Origin of the sequence: Bacillus sp. FSL W8-0640 (assembly GCF_038007725.1) — a bacterium.
Classification (GTDB): Bacteria; Bacillota; Bacilli; order Bacillales; family Bacillaceae_G; genus Bacillus_A; species Bacillus_A cereus.
Window position 1 is genome coordinate 4,393,267 of record NZ_JBBOXT010000001.1, and the last position, 18,994, is coordinate 4,412,260.

Consider the following 18,994-nt stretch of genomic DNA (forward strand, 5'->3'; position numbering starts at 1 on the left):
CCAATCACCAAAAATATTCCGCAACAAGCTAACAATACTTTTGCAAGTTTGTCCATAAACATATAATGGTTTCCCCTTTGTTTCGTTGTTTTCTATTTTAATTCGACAACTGTTACGCCTAGGCCTCCCTCGCCCATGTCGCCGTAACGGAAGGTTTTTACACCGCGATGCTTCTTCAAGTAATCTTGTACACCTTGGCGAAGTGCTCCTGTCCCCTTACCGTGAATAATTGATACGCGAGGATAGCTTGCAAGCTGGGCATCGTCTAAGTATTTCTCAACGCGCGCCATTGCATTTTCAAATCGTTCACCACGAAGGTCAAGTTCTAATGAAACGTGATAGTCTCTACCTTTTACCGTTGCAACTGCTTTTTTCTCTGTTTGCTTCGGTGTGTTAATGTATTCCATGTTAGATTCTTTTACTTTCATCTTCAGAATACCGATTTGTACGCTCCACTCAGTATCGCTTACTTTTTCAAGTAATTGACCTTTTTGACCGAACGTTAATACTTTTACTTCATCACCTGCACGTAACTGTTGCTTCGGCGCAGTGTTTTTCACGTTTACTTTTTGTTTCTTAACAAGCTCTGGTGCTGCGCCTTCTAGACGGCTCTTCGCTTCAATTAACTCGTGATCTTTCACGTTTGCAAGCTGTGCTTTACGCAATTGACGAAGTTCTTGAATAATGCCTTCTGCTTCTTTCTTTGCAGCTTCGACTTTTTCTTCCCCTTCTTTTTGCGCTTTTAATAATCGTTCATCGCGATCTTCGTTAAATTCAATGATTTGACGTTGTAATTCACGATGAAGTTTTTCAGATTGTTTGCGAAGTGCTTCTGCTTCGTTCCAGTCACGCTCTGCGTTCTTCTGGCTTTCTTCTAACTTCGCAATCATATTTTCAATTTTATTCGTATCTGTACTAATGTGGTTGCGTGCTTGGTCAATAACGCGATCAGATAATCCAAGACGTTTCGAAATTTCAAAGGCATTACTACGGCCTGGTACACCGATTAATAATTTATAAGTTGGACTTAATGTATTTACATCAAACTCAACACTCGCATTAATAACTTGCTCACGGTTATATCCGTATGCTTTTAATTCTGGATAATGCGTCGTTGCAACAACGCGAGCACCGCGATTACATACTTCATCTAAAATCGAAATTGCTAGTGCAGCCCCTTCTTGTGGGTCTGTTCCAGCACCTAATTCATCGAATAAAACTAAGCTTTCAAAATCAGCTTTTTCTAAAATATCAACGATGTTCACCATATGTGAGGAGAACGTACTTAAACTTTGTTCAATCGATTGCTCATCACCGATATCAGCAAATATATTTTTAAACACACAAATCTCTGACTCATCCATTACTGGAATGTGAAGACCAGATTGCGCCATTAAAACACAAATACCAACTGTTTTCAGCGTAACTGTTTTACCACCTGTATTCGGTCCTGTAATAACAATTGTCGTGAAATCTTTACCTAACATAATGTTATTTGGCACAATAATTTCTGGATCGATTAGCGGATGGCGAGCTTGTCTTAAATCCATATAACGCTCGTTATTTACGATTGGTTTCGTTGCTTTAATTCGCTTTGCATAAAAAGCTTTCGCAAAAATGAAATCAAGATTCGCAACTACTTCTACGTTTGATAAAACGATATCGGCTTCTACTGCCACTTCTTCTGTTAACATCAATAAGATGCGTTCGACTTCTTGTTTCTCTTTCACACGAGCTTCTTGCAGTGCGTTATTTAATTCTACAATGACTTGCGGTTCAATAAATAACGTTTGTCCAGAAGCTGATTGATCGTGAACAATACCACCATATACGCCGCGGTATTCTTGTTTTACTGGGATTACGTAACGTTCGTTACGAATCGTTACAATCGAGTCAGACAGCATCTTTTGCGCATTTGAAGAGCGCGTCATATTTTCTAATTTTTCACGAATACGGCTTTCCGCAGTACGAATTTGAGTACGAATACCACGCAGTTTATCACTTGCGCTATCGACTACTTCACCGCCGTCACCGATACAATTTGTAATTTTCTTTTCTAAATCATATAAAGATACAATTTGAGCGACGTGAGTTTCTAAAATCGGAAGCTCGACACCGTTATCAGCCATATCTTCAATGAAACGTTTCATATTACGACTACCATACATCGTATTCGCAATATCAAGTAATTCATTTGGACTTAACATACTCCCAATTTTTGCACGCTTCACATTTGAGCGAATATCCGTAATACCACCTAATGGTGCACTACCTTTTAAACGAATAACTTTCGCTGCTTCATCCGTTGTATCTTGCATTTCTACAATTTCTTCAAAATCAGTGCTCGGCACTAAATGCTTCACTTTGTCACGGCCAAGTGAAGAGGCTGTATGTTCAAGTAATTGTTCTTTTACTTTATTGTATTCTAATACACGCAACGTTCTTTCTAACATGTTGCAGGTCCCCCTTGCGTTACTTATTACGTTTAATATAGTCTAATAAACGTTCAATATCCCATGTGTTAATCACGTTATCTTTTTGAATCCAACCTTTACGTGCTGCTGCTACACCTGTTTCCATATCTTCTAACATTTCAAGTGTATGAGCATCTGTATTAATCGCTACTTTTACACCAGCATCTTGTGCTTGTTTTAATAATTTCGCGCTTAAATCTAGACGGTTCGGATTCGCATTTAATTCTAAAACTGTATTTGTCTCTTTTGCGAGTTCAATTAATAAATCTGTATCTACATCATAACCCTCACGGCGCCCGAGAAGACGTCCTGTCGGATGAGCAATCATTGTGACATGTTTATTCTCAAGTGCAGTACGCAGACGCTTCATGATCGTTTCACGGTCTTGTGAGAAGCTAGAGTGAATCGCTCCAATGACATAGTCTAATTCTTCTAATACTTCATCATCAAAATCAAGCGAGGCATCTGGTAAAATGTCCATTTCAATTCCGCGTAAAATTGTAATGTCTGGATACTTTTCATTCATACGTTCAATTTCTTTCGCTTGCTCACGAAGACGCTCTTTCGTTAAACCATTCGCTACTTTTAAGTATTGCGAGTGATCAGTAATCGCCATAAACTTATATCCACGAGCACGGCACGCTTGTACCATTTCTTCAATAGAAAAAGCACCGTCACTCCAAGTTGTATGCATATGTAAATCACCTTGTATATCGGAAAACTGAATTAAGTTCGGATACTCTTTAATTAATTCAATTTCTTTTCCATCTTCACGCACTTCTGGCGGAATAAATGGTAGACCGAAATGAGCAAAGAAGTCTTCTTCAGTCTCAAATGTTTTCACTTCACCTGTTTCTAAGTTCTCTACACCGTACTCACTAATTTTCTCGCCTTTATCTTTTGCGATTTGACGCATTTTTACGTTATGGTCTTTTGATCCTGTGAAATGGTGAAGTGTTGTAATAAACTCTTCTGGTTTTACTAAGCGGAAATCGATTGAAATATCATATTCATATTGAAGACGAACAGAAACTTTCGTATCCCCACTTGCGATTACCTCAATCATATTATCGAATTGTAGTAAATGCTCACGTACCGCTGCTGGTTCTGTCGTTGCAATGATAAAATCTAAATCTTTCACTGTTTCACGAACACGGCGCAAACTACCAGCGCGAGAGAAACGAATTACTTCAGCAATATTCGACAATTTCTCCTCTATTTCCCCGGCAATAGGCAATACCATCGCAATTGGTAAACGCTCTGGACGAGAGCCTACTTGATCGATTGCTTCTAATATTTTCTCTTCTGTCTTCTTACCGAAACCAGCTAAAGCTTGTACTTTATTTTCCTCACAAGCAGCTTTTAACGTCTCCATATCAATAACGCCTAGCTCTTTATATAACTTAGCCACCTTTTTACCACCAAGACCTGGTAGTTTTAATAACGGCAATAAGCTACTCGGTACTTCTTTTTCAAGTTCTTGTAATACTTCAGATGTTCCCGATTCTATATATTCTTGAATAACGGCTGCTGTTCCTTTTCCGATGCCCGGAATCTTTGTGAAATCTTCAATCTCAGAAAGACTACGATCGTCACTTTCTAATGCTGCTGCCGCTTTACGAAATGCAGATATTTTAAATGGATTCGCACCCTTTAGTTCCATAAAAAGCCCGATTGTCTCTAATAATTTGATAACTTGTTTTTTATTTACTTTCATCATTACCCCGCCTTTCTTTCATAGAAAAAAACTTCTCTTTCCGAAAAAAGAGAAGTTATACTCTGCTACCTGTCTGCCATAGTTCCTTCACCTTTTCAGATAGAATCGGTGTATCGTCTACAATTATTTTGCTAATTGATGATTTTTGTAATGGTGTTTGTACTTGTTCAATCGGAAGAATGTTTCCAATGATAATTAAGACAAACAAAACAATATATACTTCTAAAAATCCGAGGATTGCCCCCGCAAACGCATTTACTTGCTTTAAAACCGGTATTTCTGCAAACATATTTAACAAATTACCAAGTAATGAAAGTGCTATTTTTGTAATAATAAACAATATGATAAACGCAAGCGCTTGATAAAATACTGTCTCAATATTATTTGCATCAATCCATTCTGGAACAGATACGTTTTTATCAAATGGATACGGAATAAATTTCGCAAGTGCTGGCGCTAAATCTTTACAGTACCAGTATGCAACAAGGTATGCGATAATAAAGCTTGTTAACTTTACAAGTTGCAGAATAAACCCTCTGCGTAAGCCGAGGAAAAATCCCATAACAAGCAGTAAAATGATAATAATATCAATCATGTTATTCCATTCCTTTTTTTGTCATACTTTCTTTCAATTTCTCATGTTCTTCTTTTAATTTTATGTAATCGTGTATGACGTTTACCGCCGTCAATACCGCTAGTCTACTCGTGTCAAGCGAAGGATTCTTGGCATTGAGTTCGCGCATTTTATCATCCACAATCGCTGCTACCATGCGGATATGACTTGTACTTTCATCGCCAACAACTGAATATTGCTGACCATAGATTTCTACATTAATTCGACTTTTCTTTCCCTTTTGTTGTGACAACTCACCGGCCTCCAATCACGTACAGAATCCTAAAGTTTATCATACCATGAACCTTCATAATATGGAAACAGAAAGAACAATCCGATATGATAAAAATAACAATATAAAAAAAGGGGCGACCATTATGTCAAATTCTATCGTAATTCAAACAAATTCTACAGTAATTGAAGACATGAAACAACAATATAAACATTCGCTTAGCCCGAAAATTCCACAAGGCGGAATCTTCATGGCAAAGGTGCCATCTTGCACGATTACAGCGTATAAATCTGGAAAAGTAATGTTCCAAGGAGGCCGCGCTGAAGCAGAAGCTTCTCGTTGGCAAACTGTCTCTCAAACACCAAAAACAGCTGTAAAAAAATCTGTCGATTCACACCGTTATGCGCCGCCTGCTTCCATCAGTACAATGTCTATTGTAGGGTCTGATGAAGTTGGTACTGGTGATTTCTTCGGACCAATGACAGTCGTTGCTGTATATGTGGATGCGAAGCAAATTCCACTACTAAAAGAACTTGGTGTAAAAGACTCTAAAAACTTAAATGACGATCAAATTACTGCCATTGCGAAACAACTTCTACACGTTGTTCCTTATAGCTCTCTTGTCCTTCATAACGAAAAATATAACGAGCTATTTGATAAAGGAAACAACCAAGGTAAGCTAAAAGCTTTACTACACAATAAAGCTATTACAAACTTATTAGCTAAAATGGCACCTACAAAACCTGAAGGCGTCTTAATCGACCAATTCACACAACCTGATACATACTACAAATATTTAGCAAAACAAAAACAGGTACAGCGTGAAAATGTTTATTTCGCTACGAAAGGTGAAAGCGTCCATTTAGCAGTAGCCGCTGCTTCTATTTTAGCTCGCTACTCATTCGTAAAACAGTTTGACGAACTAAGTAAAAAAGCTGGTATGCCACTTCCGAAAGGTGCTGGTAAACAAGTTGATATCGCTGCTGCTAAATTAATTCAAAAGCTTGGTAAAGAACGATTACCCGAGTTTGTGAAACTGCATTTCGCTAATACGGAGAAGGCGCTTCGCTTATTAAAATAGTATCGACAAAAACAGGAGCCTACAAACTCCTGTTTTTTGTTTCATCCTACTATTGTCCTTATAGTTTTGTTATAATTATAATATACAGATTATTCTAACATAGGAGGAGATCTACATTGCTACTTCTACAAATGATTCTAAATATTTTACTAGGCGATCCACACGAAAGACAGTTCGAAATTAGAGAAAACATTCAGCTACTAAGTGAACAACCAGCGTTCAACGATTTAATAGAGCGTTATGGTCGATCTTTCTTATTAAACTTTCGGATTCGAAGATTTATCGGGAAACACGATGCACGCTTGTTAATACATAATCCAGCAAAACTACAACACTTCTGTGAAGAACTTGAATGTATGATTAGAAAAAGGAGGTTTTTCATATGAACGCTGTAAAAGTTAAAAAGGTACTATATTATATGCTTTCGTACACCTCGTAGGCCCACTTTCTTACCTCACTATTTCTATAATTTGGGGAGCTTTTTTCACTACTAAATCCACATTCGAAAATATATCTGATAATCTTGGCGTGATGGCCATCTATTACGTGTTCATAAGTTTACTGTGGTTTTTCTATTTAGATCGATTAGACAAAGACATAAATAAGATTACAAAAGAAATTAACGATAATAAGATGTAACACATAACAAAGGAGAGCCCTTAAGACTCTCCTTTGTTATGTTAGATTCGTTTCTGCTTCTTATTTGATGAAGATACTTTATGAGAACCTGTTTCATGTGTCGTCGTTCCTTGTCCTTCAACTTCTGGAGAACCTAGGCCCGATCTTGAATGATCTTTTTTCACTTTTTTACTCATTTATATTCACCCCTTCGCGTTACTTTTTGCTACGAGGGAATAAACTATACAATATGTAAAATAAAAAGCGAGAGGAAATCCTCTCGCCTTTTTTCATATTTTAGAATTCAGAAGAACCTGGAGTTCTTGGGAATGGAATTACGTCACGGATGTTAGCCATACCAGTGATGTACATTAGGAAGCGCTCGAAACCTAGACCGAATCCAGCGTGTTTTGTACCGCCGTATTTTCTAAGTTCTAAGTACCACCAGTAGTCCTCTTCGTTCATACCTAATTCTTTAATTCTGTCTACTAAAACGTCCATTCTTTCTTCACGTTGGCTTCCGCCGATTAATTCGCCGATACCAGGAACTAGAAGGTCCGTAGCAGCTACTGTTTTACCGTCTTCATTTAAACGCATGTAGAATGCTTTAATGTCTTTCGGATAGTCAGTTACGAATACAGGGCGTTTGAAGATTTCTTCTGATAAGTATCTTTCGTGCTCTGTTTGTAAGTCAATTCCCCATTCTACTGGGTATTTGAAGTCAGCACCTGATTCTTGAAGCACTTTAATTGCTTCTGTATATGTGATGCGACCGAAGTCAGAGTTGATTACGTTGTTCATGCGCTCTAGAACTGTTTTATCAACGAAGCTGTTGAAGAATTCCATTTCTTCTGGTGCATGCTCTAATACGTATTTCATTGCATATTTCAGCATATCTTCTGTAAGGTTCATTACGTCACCTAGTTCAGCGAATGCAATCTCAGGCTCAACCATCCAGAACTCAGCAGCGTGACGAGTTGTGTTTGAGTTTTCTGCACGGAATGTAGGTCCGAATGTGTATACATCACGGAATGCTAATGCATAAGCTTCAGCGTTCAGCTGTCCACTTACTGTTAAGTTTGTTTCTTTACCGAAGAAGTCTTTTGACTCATCAACTTTTCCGTCTTCACCTTTTGGTAGGTTATTTAAATCTTGCGTTGTTACGCGGAACATTTCGCCAGCACCTTCTGTATCACTACCAGTGATGATTGGTGTGTGGACATGTACGAATCCACGCTCTTGGAAGAATTGGTGAATCGCAAATGCTGCGATAGAACGTACGCGGAACGTTGCAGAGAATGCATTTGTTCTTGGACGTAAGTGAGCGATTGTACGTAAGTATTCAAACGTATGACGCTTCTTTTGAAGTGGGTAATCAGAATCTGATAAGCCCTCGATATCAATTTTTTCTGCTTTAATTTCAAATGGTTGCTTCGCTCCCGGCGTTGCAATTACTTTACCTTCTACTTTAACTGAAGAGCTAAGTGGAAGTTTTGCAATTTCTTTGAAGTTCTCTAATTCTGTATCGAAAACGATTTGAACGCTTTTGAAGAAGCTACCGTCGTTTAATTCGATGAAACCAAATGCTTTTGAATCACGTAAGTTACGAATCCACCCTGATACTTGTACTGTTTGATCTGCATACTTTTCTGTATCTCTATACAGACTTTTTACTAATGTGTTTTCCATAGTGAAATTCTCCTTTGCTCATATATTTAAATACAAAAAAACCTTTCATCCATAAAGGGACGAAAGGTTAAACTTCGCGGTACCACCCAATTTGTCATAAAGACCAACTTTAACTCGTATGTAATACATACTTCCCGGTTTGTAACAGGCCGGATTCCCGTCTAAGTCTACTCTTGAATACAAAATTCAATTTCGGTTAGCAACTCCAAGGTGTTCTTCACATATACCGCCTCATCAGGCTCTCACCGTCCCTGACTCGCTTTGGATTATAGTATATACTACTTTTCCTTATCATCGTCTTTCATTTTGTTAAACTAAAATTAATGTACTACATTCGAGAGAAAGATGCAAGGTGTCGGAAAATATATGAGCGATTTTTGTAATATATCGACTTACCGACAGTGTCCGACAACCAATCCAATAAAAAAATTGCCGGAATGAATCCGGCAATTTTCTAATTACTTACGTAACTCCGCACCGAATTTCTCTTCTACCGTTGTTAGTACACGGTTATGTGCTTCTGTTACTTCTTCGTCTGTTAATGTACGTTCTGCATCGAAGTAAGTCATAGAGAATGCAAGTGATTTCTTGCCTTCTTCCATTTTTTCACCTTCGTATAAGTCGAATAGTGTTACGTCTTTCAGAAGTTCTCCGCCAGCTTCAGCAATGACTTGCTTCATTTCACCAGCTTTTGTTTCTTTTGTTACTACAACAGCCATGTCACGTGTCATAGATGGGAAACGTGGAATTGCTGAGTAGTAAGTTTCCTCAGCGTCTGCACCGAATACTTTTACAAGAGATAATTCAAATACGAATGTATTTTTCACATCTAATTGTTTTTCTGCTTCTGGGTGCAATTGACCGATGAAACCAATTACTTCGCCATCTAATACGATGTCAGCTGTACGGCCTGGGTGCATACCTTCACGTTTTGCTGGTGCATATGTGATTTGATTTGAAACGCCAAGCACGTCGAATAGTCCTTCTAGTACACCTTTCACAACGAAGAAGTCTACTACTTTCTTCTCACCTTGCCATGCATGGTGAAGAGCAAGACCTGTCATAACACCTGCAAGATGTTGTTCTTCTTTCGGAAGTTCTCCTTCTTCTGTCGGTAAGAAGATAGAACCTACTTCGTATAAAGCAACGCTGTCGTTTTTACGAGCGACATTGTATGAAACTGCTTCTAGTAATTGCGGTACTAAGCTTAAACGAAGTTGGCTACGTTCTTCACTCATTGGAAGTGCAAGACCTACAGGCGCCTTTTCGTTTGGCTCAACCATATATTGTTTCGCTTTGTCAGCGCTTGTTAATGAATACGTAATTGCTTCATATAAACCAGCACCCTCTAAGAAGCGGCGTACTTTACGACGTTTCGTTTGTGCTGATGTTAATTTACCACGAGTCATCGTTCCAGAAGGTAATGTAACTGGAATGTGGTCATAACCGTATAGACGGCCCACTTCTTCTACTAAGTCTTCTGAAATTGTAATATCAGGACGACGTGCTGGTACATTTACATGGAATGTTCCTTCTACTTCTGTAAATGGGAATTTCAAGTTTGTGAACATTGTACCCATTTCACTCGCAGAAATATTTGTACCTAATACACGGTTTACTTTTTCAGCAGTAACAGATACTGTACGCTCTTGTACTTGTAAGTTGTCAGCTTCTACTACACCTTCAAGTGCTTCACCGCCAGCATATTTCGCCATTAAAGCAGCTGCGTGTTGAATTGCTTCAAATGTACGTGTTGGATCGATTCCTTTTTCGAAACGTGCACTTGATTCACTACGAAGACCTAAGTCTTTTGATGTACGACGTACTGTTTGACCTGCAAAGTATGCAGACTCAATTAGAACGTTTACTGTCTCATTTGTAACTTCAGAATCCGCCCCGCCCATTACACCAGCAACAGCTAAAGCTTTCGTGCCGTTTGTAATTACAAGATGGTGGCTTTGTAATGTACGCTCTTGATCATCTAACGTTTCAATTTTTTCGCCTTCTTTTGCAAGACGAACAACGATTTCTTTTGAACCTAATTTATCGTAATCGAATGCATGTAACGGTTGACCGTATTCCATTAAAATGTAGTTTGTAATATCAACTACGTTGCTAATTGGACGAATGCCAGCTGCCATAAGACGAGTTTGCATCCACATTGGTGATGGACCAATCTTTACGTTTTTAACCATTTTTGCAATGTATAACGGGTTTTCTTCTTTCGCTTCTACACTTACAGAAATATAATCAGAAGTTTTTTCTGCTGTTTCTTGTAAGTCGATAGCTGGAAGTTTTACTTCGCGGCCATAAATAGCAGCTACTTCATATGCAACACCTAACATGTTTAGGCAATCTGCACGGTTTGGTGTTAAACCAAGCTCAAGTACTTCATCGTGTAAGTTTAAAATTTCAAGTGCATCTGCACCAACTTCAGCGTCACTTGGGAAGATGAAGATACCATCTGCATATTCTTTTGAAACTAACTTTCCATCAATGCCAAGCTCTTGAAGAGCACAAACCATACCGTGAGAAGCTTCACCACGTAGTTTTGCTTTTTTAATTTTGAAGTTACCAGGAAGTACAGCACCAACTTTTGCAACTGGTACTTTTAAACCTTTTGCAATGTTAGCAGCTCCACAAATAATTTGAACTGGCTCTTCTTCACCGATATCGATTAAGCATTTGCTTAATTTATCAGCTTCTGGGTGTTTTTCACATTCTAATACGTGACCAACTACAACACCTTTTACACCTTTATTTAATACTTCAACGCCTTCTACTTCAATACCACTTTTCGTGATTTTGTCTGCTAGTTCTTGTGCTGTTACATCTTTAATATCTACATACTCTTGTAACCAACGATATGATACGAACATATTTATCCTCTCCTTCCCTTACGCTCGTTTGAATTGTTGTAAGAAACGTACATCATTTGTATAGAAATGACGAATGTCATCTACTCCGTATTTCAACATTGCGATACGCTCTGCGCCCATACCGAATGCGAAACCTTGATATTCTTTTGAATCATAACCAGCCATTTCAAGTACGTTCGGGTGAACCATACCTGCGCCTAGAATTTCAATCCAGCCAGTTCCTTTACAAGTGCCGCAACCTTTGCCATGACACATCATACAAGAAATATCCATCTCTACAGATGGCTCTGTGAATGGGAAGAAACTTGGACGAAGACGGATTTCACGATCTTCACCGAACATCTTTTTCACGAATACTTGCAGTGTACCTTTTAAGTCACTCATACGAATGTTTTTATCAATTACAAGACCTTCAATTTGCATGAACTGATGTGAATGCGTCGCATCGTCGTCATCACGGCGATACACTTTACCAGGACAAATAATTTTGATTGGGCCTTTTTCTTTATTATTTTCCATCGTACGTGCTTGCACAGAAGATGTATGTGTACGTAGTAACGTTTCTTCTGTAATGTAGAATGTATCTTGCATATCACGCGCTGGGTGATCTTTCGGTAAGTTTAGTGCTTCGAAGTTGTAGTAGTCTTTTTCTACTTCTGTTCCTTCAGCTACTTCATAACCCATACCGATGAATACATCTTCAATTTGCTCAACAACAGCTGTTAACGGATGGTGACAACCTGTTTCAACAGGACGACCTGGCAGTGTAACATCGATTGTTTCAGTAGCTAATTTCGCTTCGATTACTGCTTTTTCTAAGTTACTAATTTTGTCATCTAAACGCGTTTGAATCGCTTCACGCACTTCATTTACTAATGCTCCCATACGTGGACGCTCTTCTGCTGACAATTTTCCCATGCCGCGTAATACTTCTGTAATTGGGCCTTTTTTTCCTAAATACGCTACGCGTACGTCGTTTAAGCCCTTTAGCTCTTTCGCTTCTTCAATAAGCTCTAACGCTTTTTGCTTTAGCTCTTTTAAACGTGCTTCCATTTTGGAACCCTCCTAATTTTAAAAATAAAAAAACCTCGCTCCCAAAAAGGGACGAGGTAAATTCGCGGTACCACCCTAAATTGACAGAACAAGTCTGCCCACTCATTAGTTATAACGATCAATTCTGACCGGAACGCCTTTACATATACATGGTCCTGGCGTCAACTCCAGAGGTGAATTCACTTCCGTCTACCATAAGAATGCTTTCAGTCTACGGCACTCTCTCCCTATATGGCGATTTTGTAAGTTACTCTTCTCTATCAACGTTTTTCGTTATTTAACTTTTAATATAATGTACTTCAACTTATTATAAGAAGTTTTTTATTTGTTCGCAACCGGGCTTTGCAAATAATACGTTAAAATCCCTGCTGCAACCGCAACATTTAATGATTCTGCCCCGCCGTAAATCGGAATATACAAGTTTTGATCCGTTTTTGCAAGAATTTCTTGGCGTACGCCATTTCCTTCATTTCCTACAATTAATGCAAAACTGCCAGCCGGCGTTACTTCACCATACGGAACTCCATTTTCAAGAGCTGTTCCATATACAGGAACGTTGTTTTCTTTTAACTTGTCTACCCATTCTTCTAAGTTCCCTTTTACAATTGGTAAGTGGAAAATAGAGCCTTGTGTAGAGCGGAGTACTTTACTATTGTAAACATCAACACAACCTTCTCCAAGCACAACGGCGTGAATACCAGCTGCATCAGCTGTACGAATAATTGTTCCTAAATTACCTGGGTCTTGCAGGCCATCTAATAAAAGGAATTTCCCATCAGTAAGAGCTACTTCTTTCTCATGCTTCTCACAAACAGCAAATACACCTTGTGTCGTTTCTGTTTCACGAAGTATTTTGACAATCGCCTCAGGTACAATATACATTTCCACATCATTAACTGTCCAATCTTTCGGAAGGTCTGTCTGATCTGAAACGATAAGTTCTGTTACAATTCCTGCCTTCAAAGCTTCCTCGACTAAGTGGAATCCTTCTACAAAAAATAAACCTTTTTTATCGCGTTCTTTTTTCGTTTGCAGCTTTTTCCACTGCTTTACACGCGGATTTTGTACTGAATCAATGTTTTTCATAATATGTATTTCCCTCTCTTCTTGTCTTATCATTATAGCCTATTTTTCATACATATTTACATAAAAAAGAACAAAAACTAACGTCAGTTTCAATTCTGAAGAAGAGGTGAAAGCAATGAGTTTTAATTTACGCGGTGCTGTATTAGCGAATGTATCTGGAAATTCACAAGATCAATTACAAGAAACAATCGTCGATGCAATTCAAAGCGGTGAAGAAAAAATGCTTCCAGGTCTTGGCGTTTTATTTGAAGTCATTTGGAAAAACGCTGATGAAAATGAAAAGCACGAAATGTTAGAAACACTAGAGCAAGGATTAAAAAAATAAGCAATTTGAAAATCACCTTTGCATAAGCTAAGGTGATTTTTTTGCAGAAATTTTTTTTCTTCTCCTAAACATTTCTACTTTACTAACGAACTATGATGGAGTACAATGTTCAAAATACATTTAAACCGATCGATTTTTCTTCATATACACCATAAGATAAAAGGAGTGAATGTTTTATGCACCGTATTACGCTTGAACAAATTTTTAAACACCACATTACACAAAAATACGTAAACCGTTCTGGAATGGTCCACGCGATTGCTGTCGCTTACCATGCGTTTCACCTAGCCAAAAAGCATCACGCCTCAGTCGATGCTGCCACAAAAGCTGGCTTCCTTCATGATATCGGACATCATACGTGGTACACAGGCGGCGAATGGGATTATGACTTATATAAAAAGAATGATATCCATGCAATTAAAGGTGCTGAAAGAGCACATAAATTACTTATTAGATTAGGAGAACATCCAAAACTAGCAAAAGAAATTTCTATTGCAATTCTTCTTCATACAGATTCTTTCTTAGTGGAACAAGAAATTGAAAGAACATCTCTTCAAAATATTATTAAATGGGCAGACGAAGCAGATGAAGAACCGGGCGGAGCGCATCATTATCGAACAATTTCTTATGAAAAAGCACTTAAAGCAATTCAGCAATTAGATCGATTGGTAGAGCGTGAATTGCAAATAGAGCAAGCAAAATTGAATAACAAGACAGAACATAGTTATCAATGAGAAAGAGGCATCACTACAGGGTGATACCTCTTTTATTATTTTATGGAAAATACACCTTTTTATGTAATATTTAAATATTACGCCTGAAAACAAAATGCCTTATAATTAAATATACAAATATAAAGAGGTGATTCTACATATGCAACCCGCTACACAACTTTCTAATGAACAGAAATACTCTATGTCATGGGGACAATTTATTAGCTCCGTTGTATTCGCTTTTTTCGGAACCGGACTTATTACTGTGTTCCTCGCAATGCCCTTAACAATTTATACAGCCGGTCTTACAGATAAAAAACAAATTGCCCTGTATGAATCTATCGTAAATACTGCAAGTATTGTATTACAGCTAGCCGTGTTGTTATTCTTCATTTTTAAATTCGAACCCGCAAAAAAATTACTACTACAATCATTTAACTTTAAAGCACTGAGAGAATGGCGTACATACGTATACTTACTTCTTTTCTTCGCTATAAACATTTTACTCAATTACATCTTGTTAAATTATGTGTTCCAAGACGCTACAAAGCAGCAATCTTCCGCACTAAACTTAGATGTCTTTAAGCAGTATCAAATATTATTACTTCTCGGCTTTGCAATACTCACACCAATTTTTGAAGAGCTTATTTTCCGTGGCTTTATACTTCGCTTTTTCTCAGAACGCTTTCCATTTTGGATTGCAGCGATTATAACAAGCTTCTTCTTCGGTATCGCTCATACATACTCACTTGGCGTAATGGTCATTACTTTCTTCATGGGATTATTAATGGCTATTTTATGTAAAAAAACAAAATCCATTATTCCAGCTATGTTATTTCATATTATGAATAATATGTTGGCATTCTTGAATTAGAAAGAGGTATCCTCACGATACCTCTTTTATTAATTCGTATGATCACTTCTCATTTCCATCAATTTATACATATTTATTAATATTATCCAAAATAAACTTCATGTAGTAAAATATAACTTAATTCATATAAAGGAGTTTACATATGTTTAGTGTTATTTGGATGCTTTTCACGCCACTTCTCTTACTATGCGGGATTGCTGGTGGTATTTTTTTAATAGTAACAGGAATTAAATATCGGAAATTACTCGTTGGTTTAATGGGGCTACTTAGCCTATCCTTTGTCACACTACCTTTTGTTTTTTTAAGTATAGGAATTAATATGGATACAATCTTCCCCATTCCAACTGCTCTTTACTGGACCCTATTTTCTTTAACTGGATTATTAGCAGGGATAAGTGGATTCCAAGCAAAAATTAAAAGTATACGTAATATGGGGTTCATTATTTTTACCATTGGAATATTAGGGGTTATCTTCTGGGTACTCATGTCTGTAGGTGATTGATTCTATATAACTTTTTTCGAAACCCACAAATCGGAGGTAATACAGAAATGTTCGGAATATTAATTTGGATGATTTTAGCTTTTACTTTAATGTTATGCGAATTCATCGTCGGCATTTTTTTAATTATTGCTGGTATGAAATGTCGTAAATCATTTACTATTATAGCTGGTTTAATTAGCATATCTCTTATCGTTGTTCCTATCATTTGTATAGGTTATGGAATAGACTTAGAGGGGATGATTCCAATTTCAGGAACTTTATATTGGGGTCTCTTCTCTTTAGCTGGACTATTAGCTATAGTAAACGGAAGACACATATCGAGTATTCGTTCTATGGGGACGATTTTATTTATAACAGGATTATGCTCTGTAAGTGGTTATTACCTTTTATATCTTACTCTTTAAAAAGACAAAAAAAGCAGGGAAATTAATTCCCTGCTTTTCTATTTGGTTTATTGCCTGATGGTAAGAAGAACGATAACACCCAAGCGATACCTGCTAGTATCGTTGCGATTAAGAAGGCATCGTTAATACCGTTAATTGCAGATAGCTTTGAAATTTGTCCATATAATAGTTGTGTGCTCATCGCGTCTCCTGCTTGAGCTGATCCAGCTAAGGCCGCTAAACTTTGCCCCATGCCATGTATTTTATCAACTAAAATTGGGTTTGATGTTGTTAACATGTTGCCGTAATCTGCTACGTGAGCAGTCGTTTGTTGCGTCATAAGTGTAATTAAAATCGCTGTTCCGATTGAACCCGCTACTTGTCTTGACGTATTTTGCGTTGCTGTACCGTGAGAAATTAATTTCATCGGCAGCGCGTTCATACCAGCCGTCATAATTGGCATCATAATGAATGACATACCAATTGAACGTATAATATAATCCGTCATAATAACGCTATACGGTGTATCCATCGATAATTTTGTAAATTCATATGTCGCATACGTCGTAATTGCCAATCCAATTATCGCTAATGGACGAATGCCATATTTATCGAATAATTTACCCGCTACTGGTCCCATGATCCCCATAATTAATGATCCTGGAAGAAGTAGTAAACCAGATTCAATTGGCGTAAAGCCACGAATGTTTTGCAGATATACTGGAAGCAATAACATACCTCCGAATAATGCCATCGTAACGATTGCGTTAATTACTAAAGTGAAAGTAAATACTGGATATTTAAATACTTGTAAATCAAGCATTTTATTGTCCGTTGTTAACTCTCTCCAAATAAATAACGCTAAACCAATTACACCAATGATAAGTGAAATAACAACTTCTGCACTAGTCCAACTATTATTTCCAGCCTCACTAAATCCGTACAGCAAGCTTCCTAGCCCAATACTTGAACTAACAACACCAAATACATCTAATTTTGTTTTAGACACTGGCTGAGCTAGTGTAAAGAATTTTAAAGATAGGAACGTAATAATTAAACCGATAATAAACATCGCATAGAACATTAAGTTCCAGCTGTAATTTTCAATTACCCAACCTGTTACAGTCGGTCCGATAGCTGGAGCTAAAATCATCGCTACACCTAGTAACCCCATCGCTGCTCCGCGCTTATGAGGCGGGAACAATGTCATAAAGATATTCATACCAACCGGCATTAAAATACCCGCACCAACTGCTTGAATTACGCGGCCCGTCATCATCATCGTAAAGTTTCCGGAAGTAGCACAAATGATAGATCCTACCGTGAAGAATAACATTGCTGCTACGAATAATTTACGATACGTAAATCGTGAAACTAAAAATGCACTAATCGGTACTAAAATACCATTTACAAGCATGAAGCCTGTAATTAACCATTGTGCTGTTGAAGTTGATACGTTAAATTCATTCATTAACGGAGGTAATGCAACGTTAATAATTGTTTGGTTTAAAATAGAAACGAACATGCCGAGAATTAATACAGCTACAACTGCTTTTACGTTCACATTCTCTACAGGCGTAGACATTTGTTTTTTCGGCACTTCTTTTTCTTGTTTTACTTCTTCTTGCTTTCCTGTTTCTAACTCAACTACATTAGAAATTTCCGATTCTTGCTTTTGTTCAATTTCTTTCTCTTCTGTTTCAACTTTACTTATTTCTATTTTACTTACGGCTGGGACTTGTTCTTCTCCCATTTTCGTTTTTTTCTTTCGTAAAAGACGATTTACAAGGAAGAAGACGATTATACAAAATAGTGCATATCCTGCAATTACAATTGAGGACATCTCATCTCCCCCTTACTTATGAATACGAACTGTCACATTCATGCCAGGAACAATATTTACTGATTTGCTATGATCTAAAGAAATTTTAACTGGTACTACTTGTGTTACTTTCGTATAGTTCGCTGTTGCGTTGCTTGATGGCAACATAGAGAATGTATTCGCTGTTGTTAAGCCAACTTGTTCTACTTTTCCTGTTAACGTTGTATCTGGGTATGCATCTACATACACATCTACATCTTGACCTTTTTGAACATCATCAACATCTGTTTCTTCAATGTTTGCTGTTACCCATAAATTGTTCATATCGAATGCGTAAGCAATCGGGCTACCAGCTCCAACGAAAGCATTTGTTGTTGCGTTTGATTGTACAACCGTTGCATTTTGTGGAATTGTTACATCTACTGTTTGTTCTCCATTAGCTGCCGCTACAGTAACAGTACCTAGTTTATCGTTCTCATTATAATTTTTTCCTACTTCAGCTTTCCAGTCAGTTAGTTTACCTGCTACTGGTGAAGCAACCGGAATTACCTTCCCATCAATCTTTGCATTGTCTGTTTTTAAGTAATTTTCCGTTTGGTTGTAATAGTAATAACCGCCAATACCGCCGCCAACTAGTACAATTAATGTGATAATGTTGATAATTACCATTCTTCGAAACTGATTCATTGCATTCCTCTCCTTATATCGCATATAATTTTTTTCTAAACTATTTATGTCCTTATTGTTTAGATTGTTTAATTGTTAATTATATTAACCTTTTAACAAAAAAATCACACCATCTGCAGCGTAAATCGAAATTTATCTACCTGCGAGCGGTGCTGATTTCTGAAGGACTATCGTTTATAATTATAAATAATTATTTTGAATCTACAACCGACAATTTACGTATGAAATGTTGCTTAAACAACAATA

At 37.4% G+C, this 18,994-nt stretch carries 18 protein-coding genes, 1 pseudogene and 2 other annotated features; of the genes and pseudogenes, 8 read left to right on the plus strand and 11 right to left on the minus strand.

What is annotated here, in order from left to right:
- Window positions 1–92: 92 nt before the first annotated feature.
- From N2V80_RS22705 to zapA, 4 genes are read right to left on the minus strand one after another with little or no spacing between them, the layout of a single operon-like run.
- Window positions 93–2,453 (minus strand): endonuclease MutS2, encoded by a 2,361-nt coding sequence (locus N2V80_RS22705; RefSeq protein ID WP_000893716.1) that lies wholly within the window; start codon window positions 2,451–2,453, stop codon window positions 93–95.
- A gap of 19 nt (window positions 2,454–2,472) precedes the next feature.
- Window positions 2,473–4,191 (minus strand): DNA polymerase/3'-5' exonuclease PolX, encoded by a 1,719-nt coding sequence (polX, locus tag N2V80_RS22710; RefSeq protein WP_000867517.1) that lies wholly within the window; start codon window positions 4,189–4,191, stop codon window positions 2,473–2,475.
- 55 nt (window positions 4,192–4,246) lie between these two features.
- Complete coding sequence (locus N2V80_RS22715; protein WP_000565412.1) at window positions 4,247–4,786, minus strand: CvpA family protein; 540 nt, start codon at window positions 4,784–4,786, stop codon at window positions 4,247–4,249.
- 1 nt (window position 4,787) lies between these two features.
- Window positions 4,788–5,057: a cell division protein ZapA gene (zapA, locus tag N2V80_RS22720; protein ID WP_000082701.1), complete on the minus strand. Its 270-nt coding sequence runs from the start codon at window positions 5,055–5,057 to the stop codon at window positions 4,788–4,790.
- Between the two features lie 124 nt (window positions 5,058–5,181).
- Between zapA and rnhC the strand changes: the two genes are divergently transcribed.
- The 3 genes and pseudogenes from rnhC (at window position 5,182) to N2V80_RS22735 (ending at window position 6,756) form a co-directional block, all read left to right on the plus strand.
- On the plus strand, window positions 5,182–6,117 hold the full coding sequence (gene rnhC, locus N2V80_RS22725) for a ribonuclease HIII (protein WP_000071574.1): 936 nt from the start codon (window positions 5,182–5,184) through the stop codon (window positions 6,115–6,117).
- Window positions 6,118–6,233: 116 nt separating this feature from the next.
- Window positions 6,234–6,503, plus strand: coding sequence for a hypothetical protein (locus tag N2V80_RS22730; RefSeq protein WP_000925537.1), 270 nt, complete (start codon window positions 6,234–6,236; stop codon window positions 6,501–6,503).
- Window positions 6,500–6,756, plus strand: a pseudogene (locus N2V80_RS22735) (hypothetical protein). Before N2V80_RS22730 ends, N2V80_RS22735 begins: the two are co-directional and overlap by 4 nt.
- 41 nt (window positions 6,757–6,797) lie before the next feature.
- On the opposite strand, the gene N2V80_RS22740 reads toward N2V80_RS22735, so the two are convergent.
- From N2V80_RS22740 to N2V80_RS22760, 5 genes are all read right to left on the minus strand, one after another.
- On the minus strand, window positions 6,798–6,932 hold the full coding sequence (locus N2V80_RS22740) for a YuzL family protein (RefSeq protein WP_061654517.1): 135 nt from the start codon (window positions 6,930–6,932) through the stop codon (window positions 6,798–6,800).
- A gap of 100 nt (window positions 6,933–7,032) precedes the next feature.
- Window positions 7,033–8,424, minus strand: a complete 1,392-nt coding sequence (asnS, locus tag N2V80_RS22745) for an asparagine--tRNA ligase (protein ID WP_000432177.1) — start codon at window positions 8,422–8,424, stop codon at window positions 7,033–7,035.
- A gap of 52 nt (window positions 8,425–8,476) precedes the next feature.
- Window positions 8,477–8,728 (minus strand) — a binding site (T-box leader).
- Between the two features lie 154 nt (window positions 8,729–8,882).
- Window positions 8,883–11,303, minus strand: coding sequence for a phenylalanine--tRNA ligase subunit beta (gene pheT, locus N2V80_RS22750; RefSeq protein ID WP_000498191.1), 2,421 nt, complete (start codon window positions 11,301–11,303; stop codon window positions 8,883–8,885).
- Window positions 11,304–11,321: 18 nt separating this feature from the next.
- Entirely contained in the window at window positions 11,322–12,356 is a 1,035-nt protein-coding gene (gene pheS / locus N2V80_RS22755) for a phenylalanine--tRNA ligase subunit alpha (RefSeq protein WP_000388219.1), read from the minus strand.
- A gap of 44 nt (window positions 12,357–12,400) precedes the next feature.
- Window positions 12,401–12,629: a binding site (T-box leader), on the minus strand.
- Window positions 12,630–12,677: 48 nt separating this feature from the next.
- Complete coding sequence (locus N2V80_RS22760; protein ID WP_001986644.1) at window positions 12,678–13,475, minus strand: TrmH family RNA methyltransferase; 798 nt, start codon at window positions 13,473–13,475, stop codon at window positions 12,678–12,680.
- Window positions 13,476–13,557: 82 nt separating this feature from the next.
- Between N2V80_RS22760 and sspI the strand changes: the two genes are divergently transcribed.
- The 5 genes from sspI to N2V80_RS22785 all read left to right on the plus strand — a co-directional run bounded on the left by sspI (window position 13,558) and on the right by N2V80_RS22785 (window position 16,260).
- On the plus strand, window positions 13,558–13,767 hold the full coding sequence (gene sspI, locus N2V80_RS22765; RefSeq protein ID WP_000009509.1) for a small acid-soluble spore protein SspI: 210 nt from the start codon (window positions 13,558–13,560) through the stop codon (window positions 13,765–13,767).
- A 176-nt stretch (window positions 13,768–13,943) separates the two neighbouring features.
- The gene (locus tag N2V80_RS22770) at window positions 13,944–14,501 is read left to right on the plus strand and encodes an HD domain-containing protein (protein WP_000554786.1); all 558 of its coding nucleotides are present in this window, start codon (window positions 13,944–13,946) and stop codon (window positions 14,499–14,501) included.
- A gap of 139 nt (window positions 14,502–14,640) precedes the next feature.
- The gene (locus tag N2V80_RS22775; RefSeq protein WP_001182123.1) at window positions 14,641–15,354 is read left to right on the plus strand and encodes a CPBP family intramembrane glutamic endopeptidase; all 714 of its coding nucleotides are present in this window, start codon (window positions 14,641–14,643) and stop codon (window positions 15,352–15,354) included.
- 142 nt (window positions 15,355–15,496) lie between these two features.
- A complete protein-coding gene (locus N2V80_RS22780) occupies window positions 15,497–15,856 on the plus strand; it encodes a hypothetical protein (RefSeq protein ID WP_000493175.1) in 360 nt (119 codons plus the stop codon).
- Between the two features lie 47 nt (window positions 15,857–15,903).
- A complete protein-coding gene (locus tag N2V80_RS22785; protein WP_002062504.1) occupies window positions 15,904–16,260 on the plus strand; it encodes a hypothetical protein in 357 nt (118 codons plus the stop codon).
- A 22-nt stretch (window positions 16,261–16,282) separates the two neighbouring features.
- Here the strand turns inward: N2V80_RS22785 and N2V80_RS22790 are convergent, their stop codons facing one another.
- Both N2V80_RS22790 and N2V80_RS22795 read right to left on the minus strand, forming a co-directional pair.
- Complete coding sequence (locus tag N2V80_RS22790; protein ID WP_000095268.1) at window positions 16,283–18,082, minus strand: DHA2 family efflux MFS transporter permease subunit; 1,800 nt, start codon at window positions 18,080–18,082, stop codon at window positions 16,283–16,285.
- A gap of 12 nt (window positions 18,083–18,094) precedes the next feature.
- Window positions 18,095–18,748 (minus strand): HlyD family secretion protein, encoded by a 654-nt coding sequence (locus tag N2V80_RS22795; RefSeq protein WP_001071419.1) that lies wholly within the window; start codon window positions 18,746–18,748, stop codon window positions 18,095–18,097.
- Between the last annotated feature and the right edge of the window lie 246 nt (window positions 18,749–18,994).

Excerpts from the sequence above, each read along its gene's own strand:
- N2V80_RS22705 (WP_000893716.1), bottom strand. The coding sequence starts at position 2,453 with ATGTTAGAAAGAACGTTGCGTGTATTAGAATACAATAAAGTAAAAGAA.
- polX (WP_000867517.1), bottom strand. The coding sequence starts at position 4,191 with ATGAAAGTAAATAAAAAACAAGTTATCAAATTATTAGAGACAATCGGG.
- N2V80_RS22715 (WP_000565412.1), bottom strand. The coding sequence starts at position 4,786 with ATGATTGATATTATTATCATTTTACTGCTTGTTATGGGATTTTTCCTC.
- rnhC (WP_000071574.1), top strand. The coding sequence starts at position 5,182 with ATGTCAAATTCTATCGTAATTCAAACAAATTCTACAGTAATTGAAGAC.
- N2V80_RS22740 (WP_061654517.1), bottom strand. The coding sequence starts at position 6,932 with ATGAGTAAAAAAGTGAAAAAAGATCATTCAAGATCGGGCCTAGGTTCT.
- asnS (WP_000432177.1), bottom strand. The coding sequence starts at position 8,424 with ATGGAAAACACATTAGTAAAAAGTCTGTATAGAGATACAGAAAAGTAT.
- pheT (WP_000498191.1), bottom strand. The coding sequence starts at position 11,303 with ATGTTCGTATCATATCGTTGGTTACAAGAGTATGTAGATATTAAAGAT.
- pheS (WP_000388219.1), bottom strand. The coding sequence starts at position 12,356 with ATGGAAGCACGTTTAAAAGAGCTAAAGCAAAAAGCGTTAGAGCTTATT.
- N2V80_RS22760 (WP_001986644.1), bottom strand. The coding sequence starts at position 13,475 with ATGATAAGACAAGAAGAGAGGGAAATACATATTATGAAAAACATTGAT.
- sspI (WP_000009509.1), top strand. The coding sequence starts at position 13,558 with ATGAGTTTTAATTTACGCGGTGCTGTATTAGCGAATGTATCTGGAAAT.
- N2V80_RS22770 (WP_000554786.1), top strand. The coding sequence starts at position 13,944 with ATGCACCGTATTACGCTTGAACAAATTTTTAAACACCACATTACACAA.
- N2V80_RS22775 (WP_001182123.1), top strand. The coding sequence starts at position 14,641 with ATGCAACCCGCTACACAACTTTCTAATGAACAGAAATACTCTATGTCA.
- N2V80_RS22780 (WP_000493175.1), top strand. The coding sequence starts at position 15,497 with ATGTTTAGTGTTATTTGGATGCTTTTCACGCCACTTCTCTTACTATGC.
- N2V80_RS22785 (WP_002062504.1), top strand. The coding sequence starts at position 15,904 with ATGTTCGGAATATTAATTTGGATGATTTTAGCTTTTACTTTAATGTTA.
- N2V80_RS22790 (WP_000095268.1), bottom strand. The coding sequence starts at position 18,082 with ATGTCCTCAATTGTAATTGCAGGATATGCACTATTTTGTATAATCGTC.
- N2V80_RS22795 (WP_001071419.1), bottom strand. The coding sequence starts at position 18,748 with ATGAATCAGTTTCGAAGAATGGTAATTATCAACATTATCACATTAATT.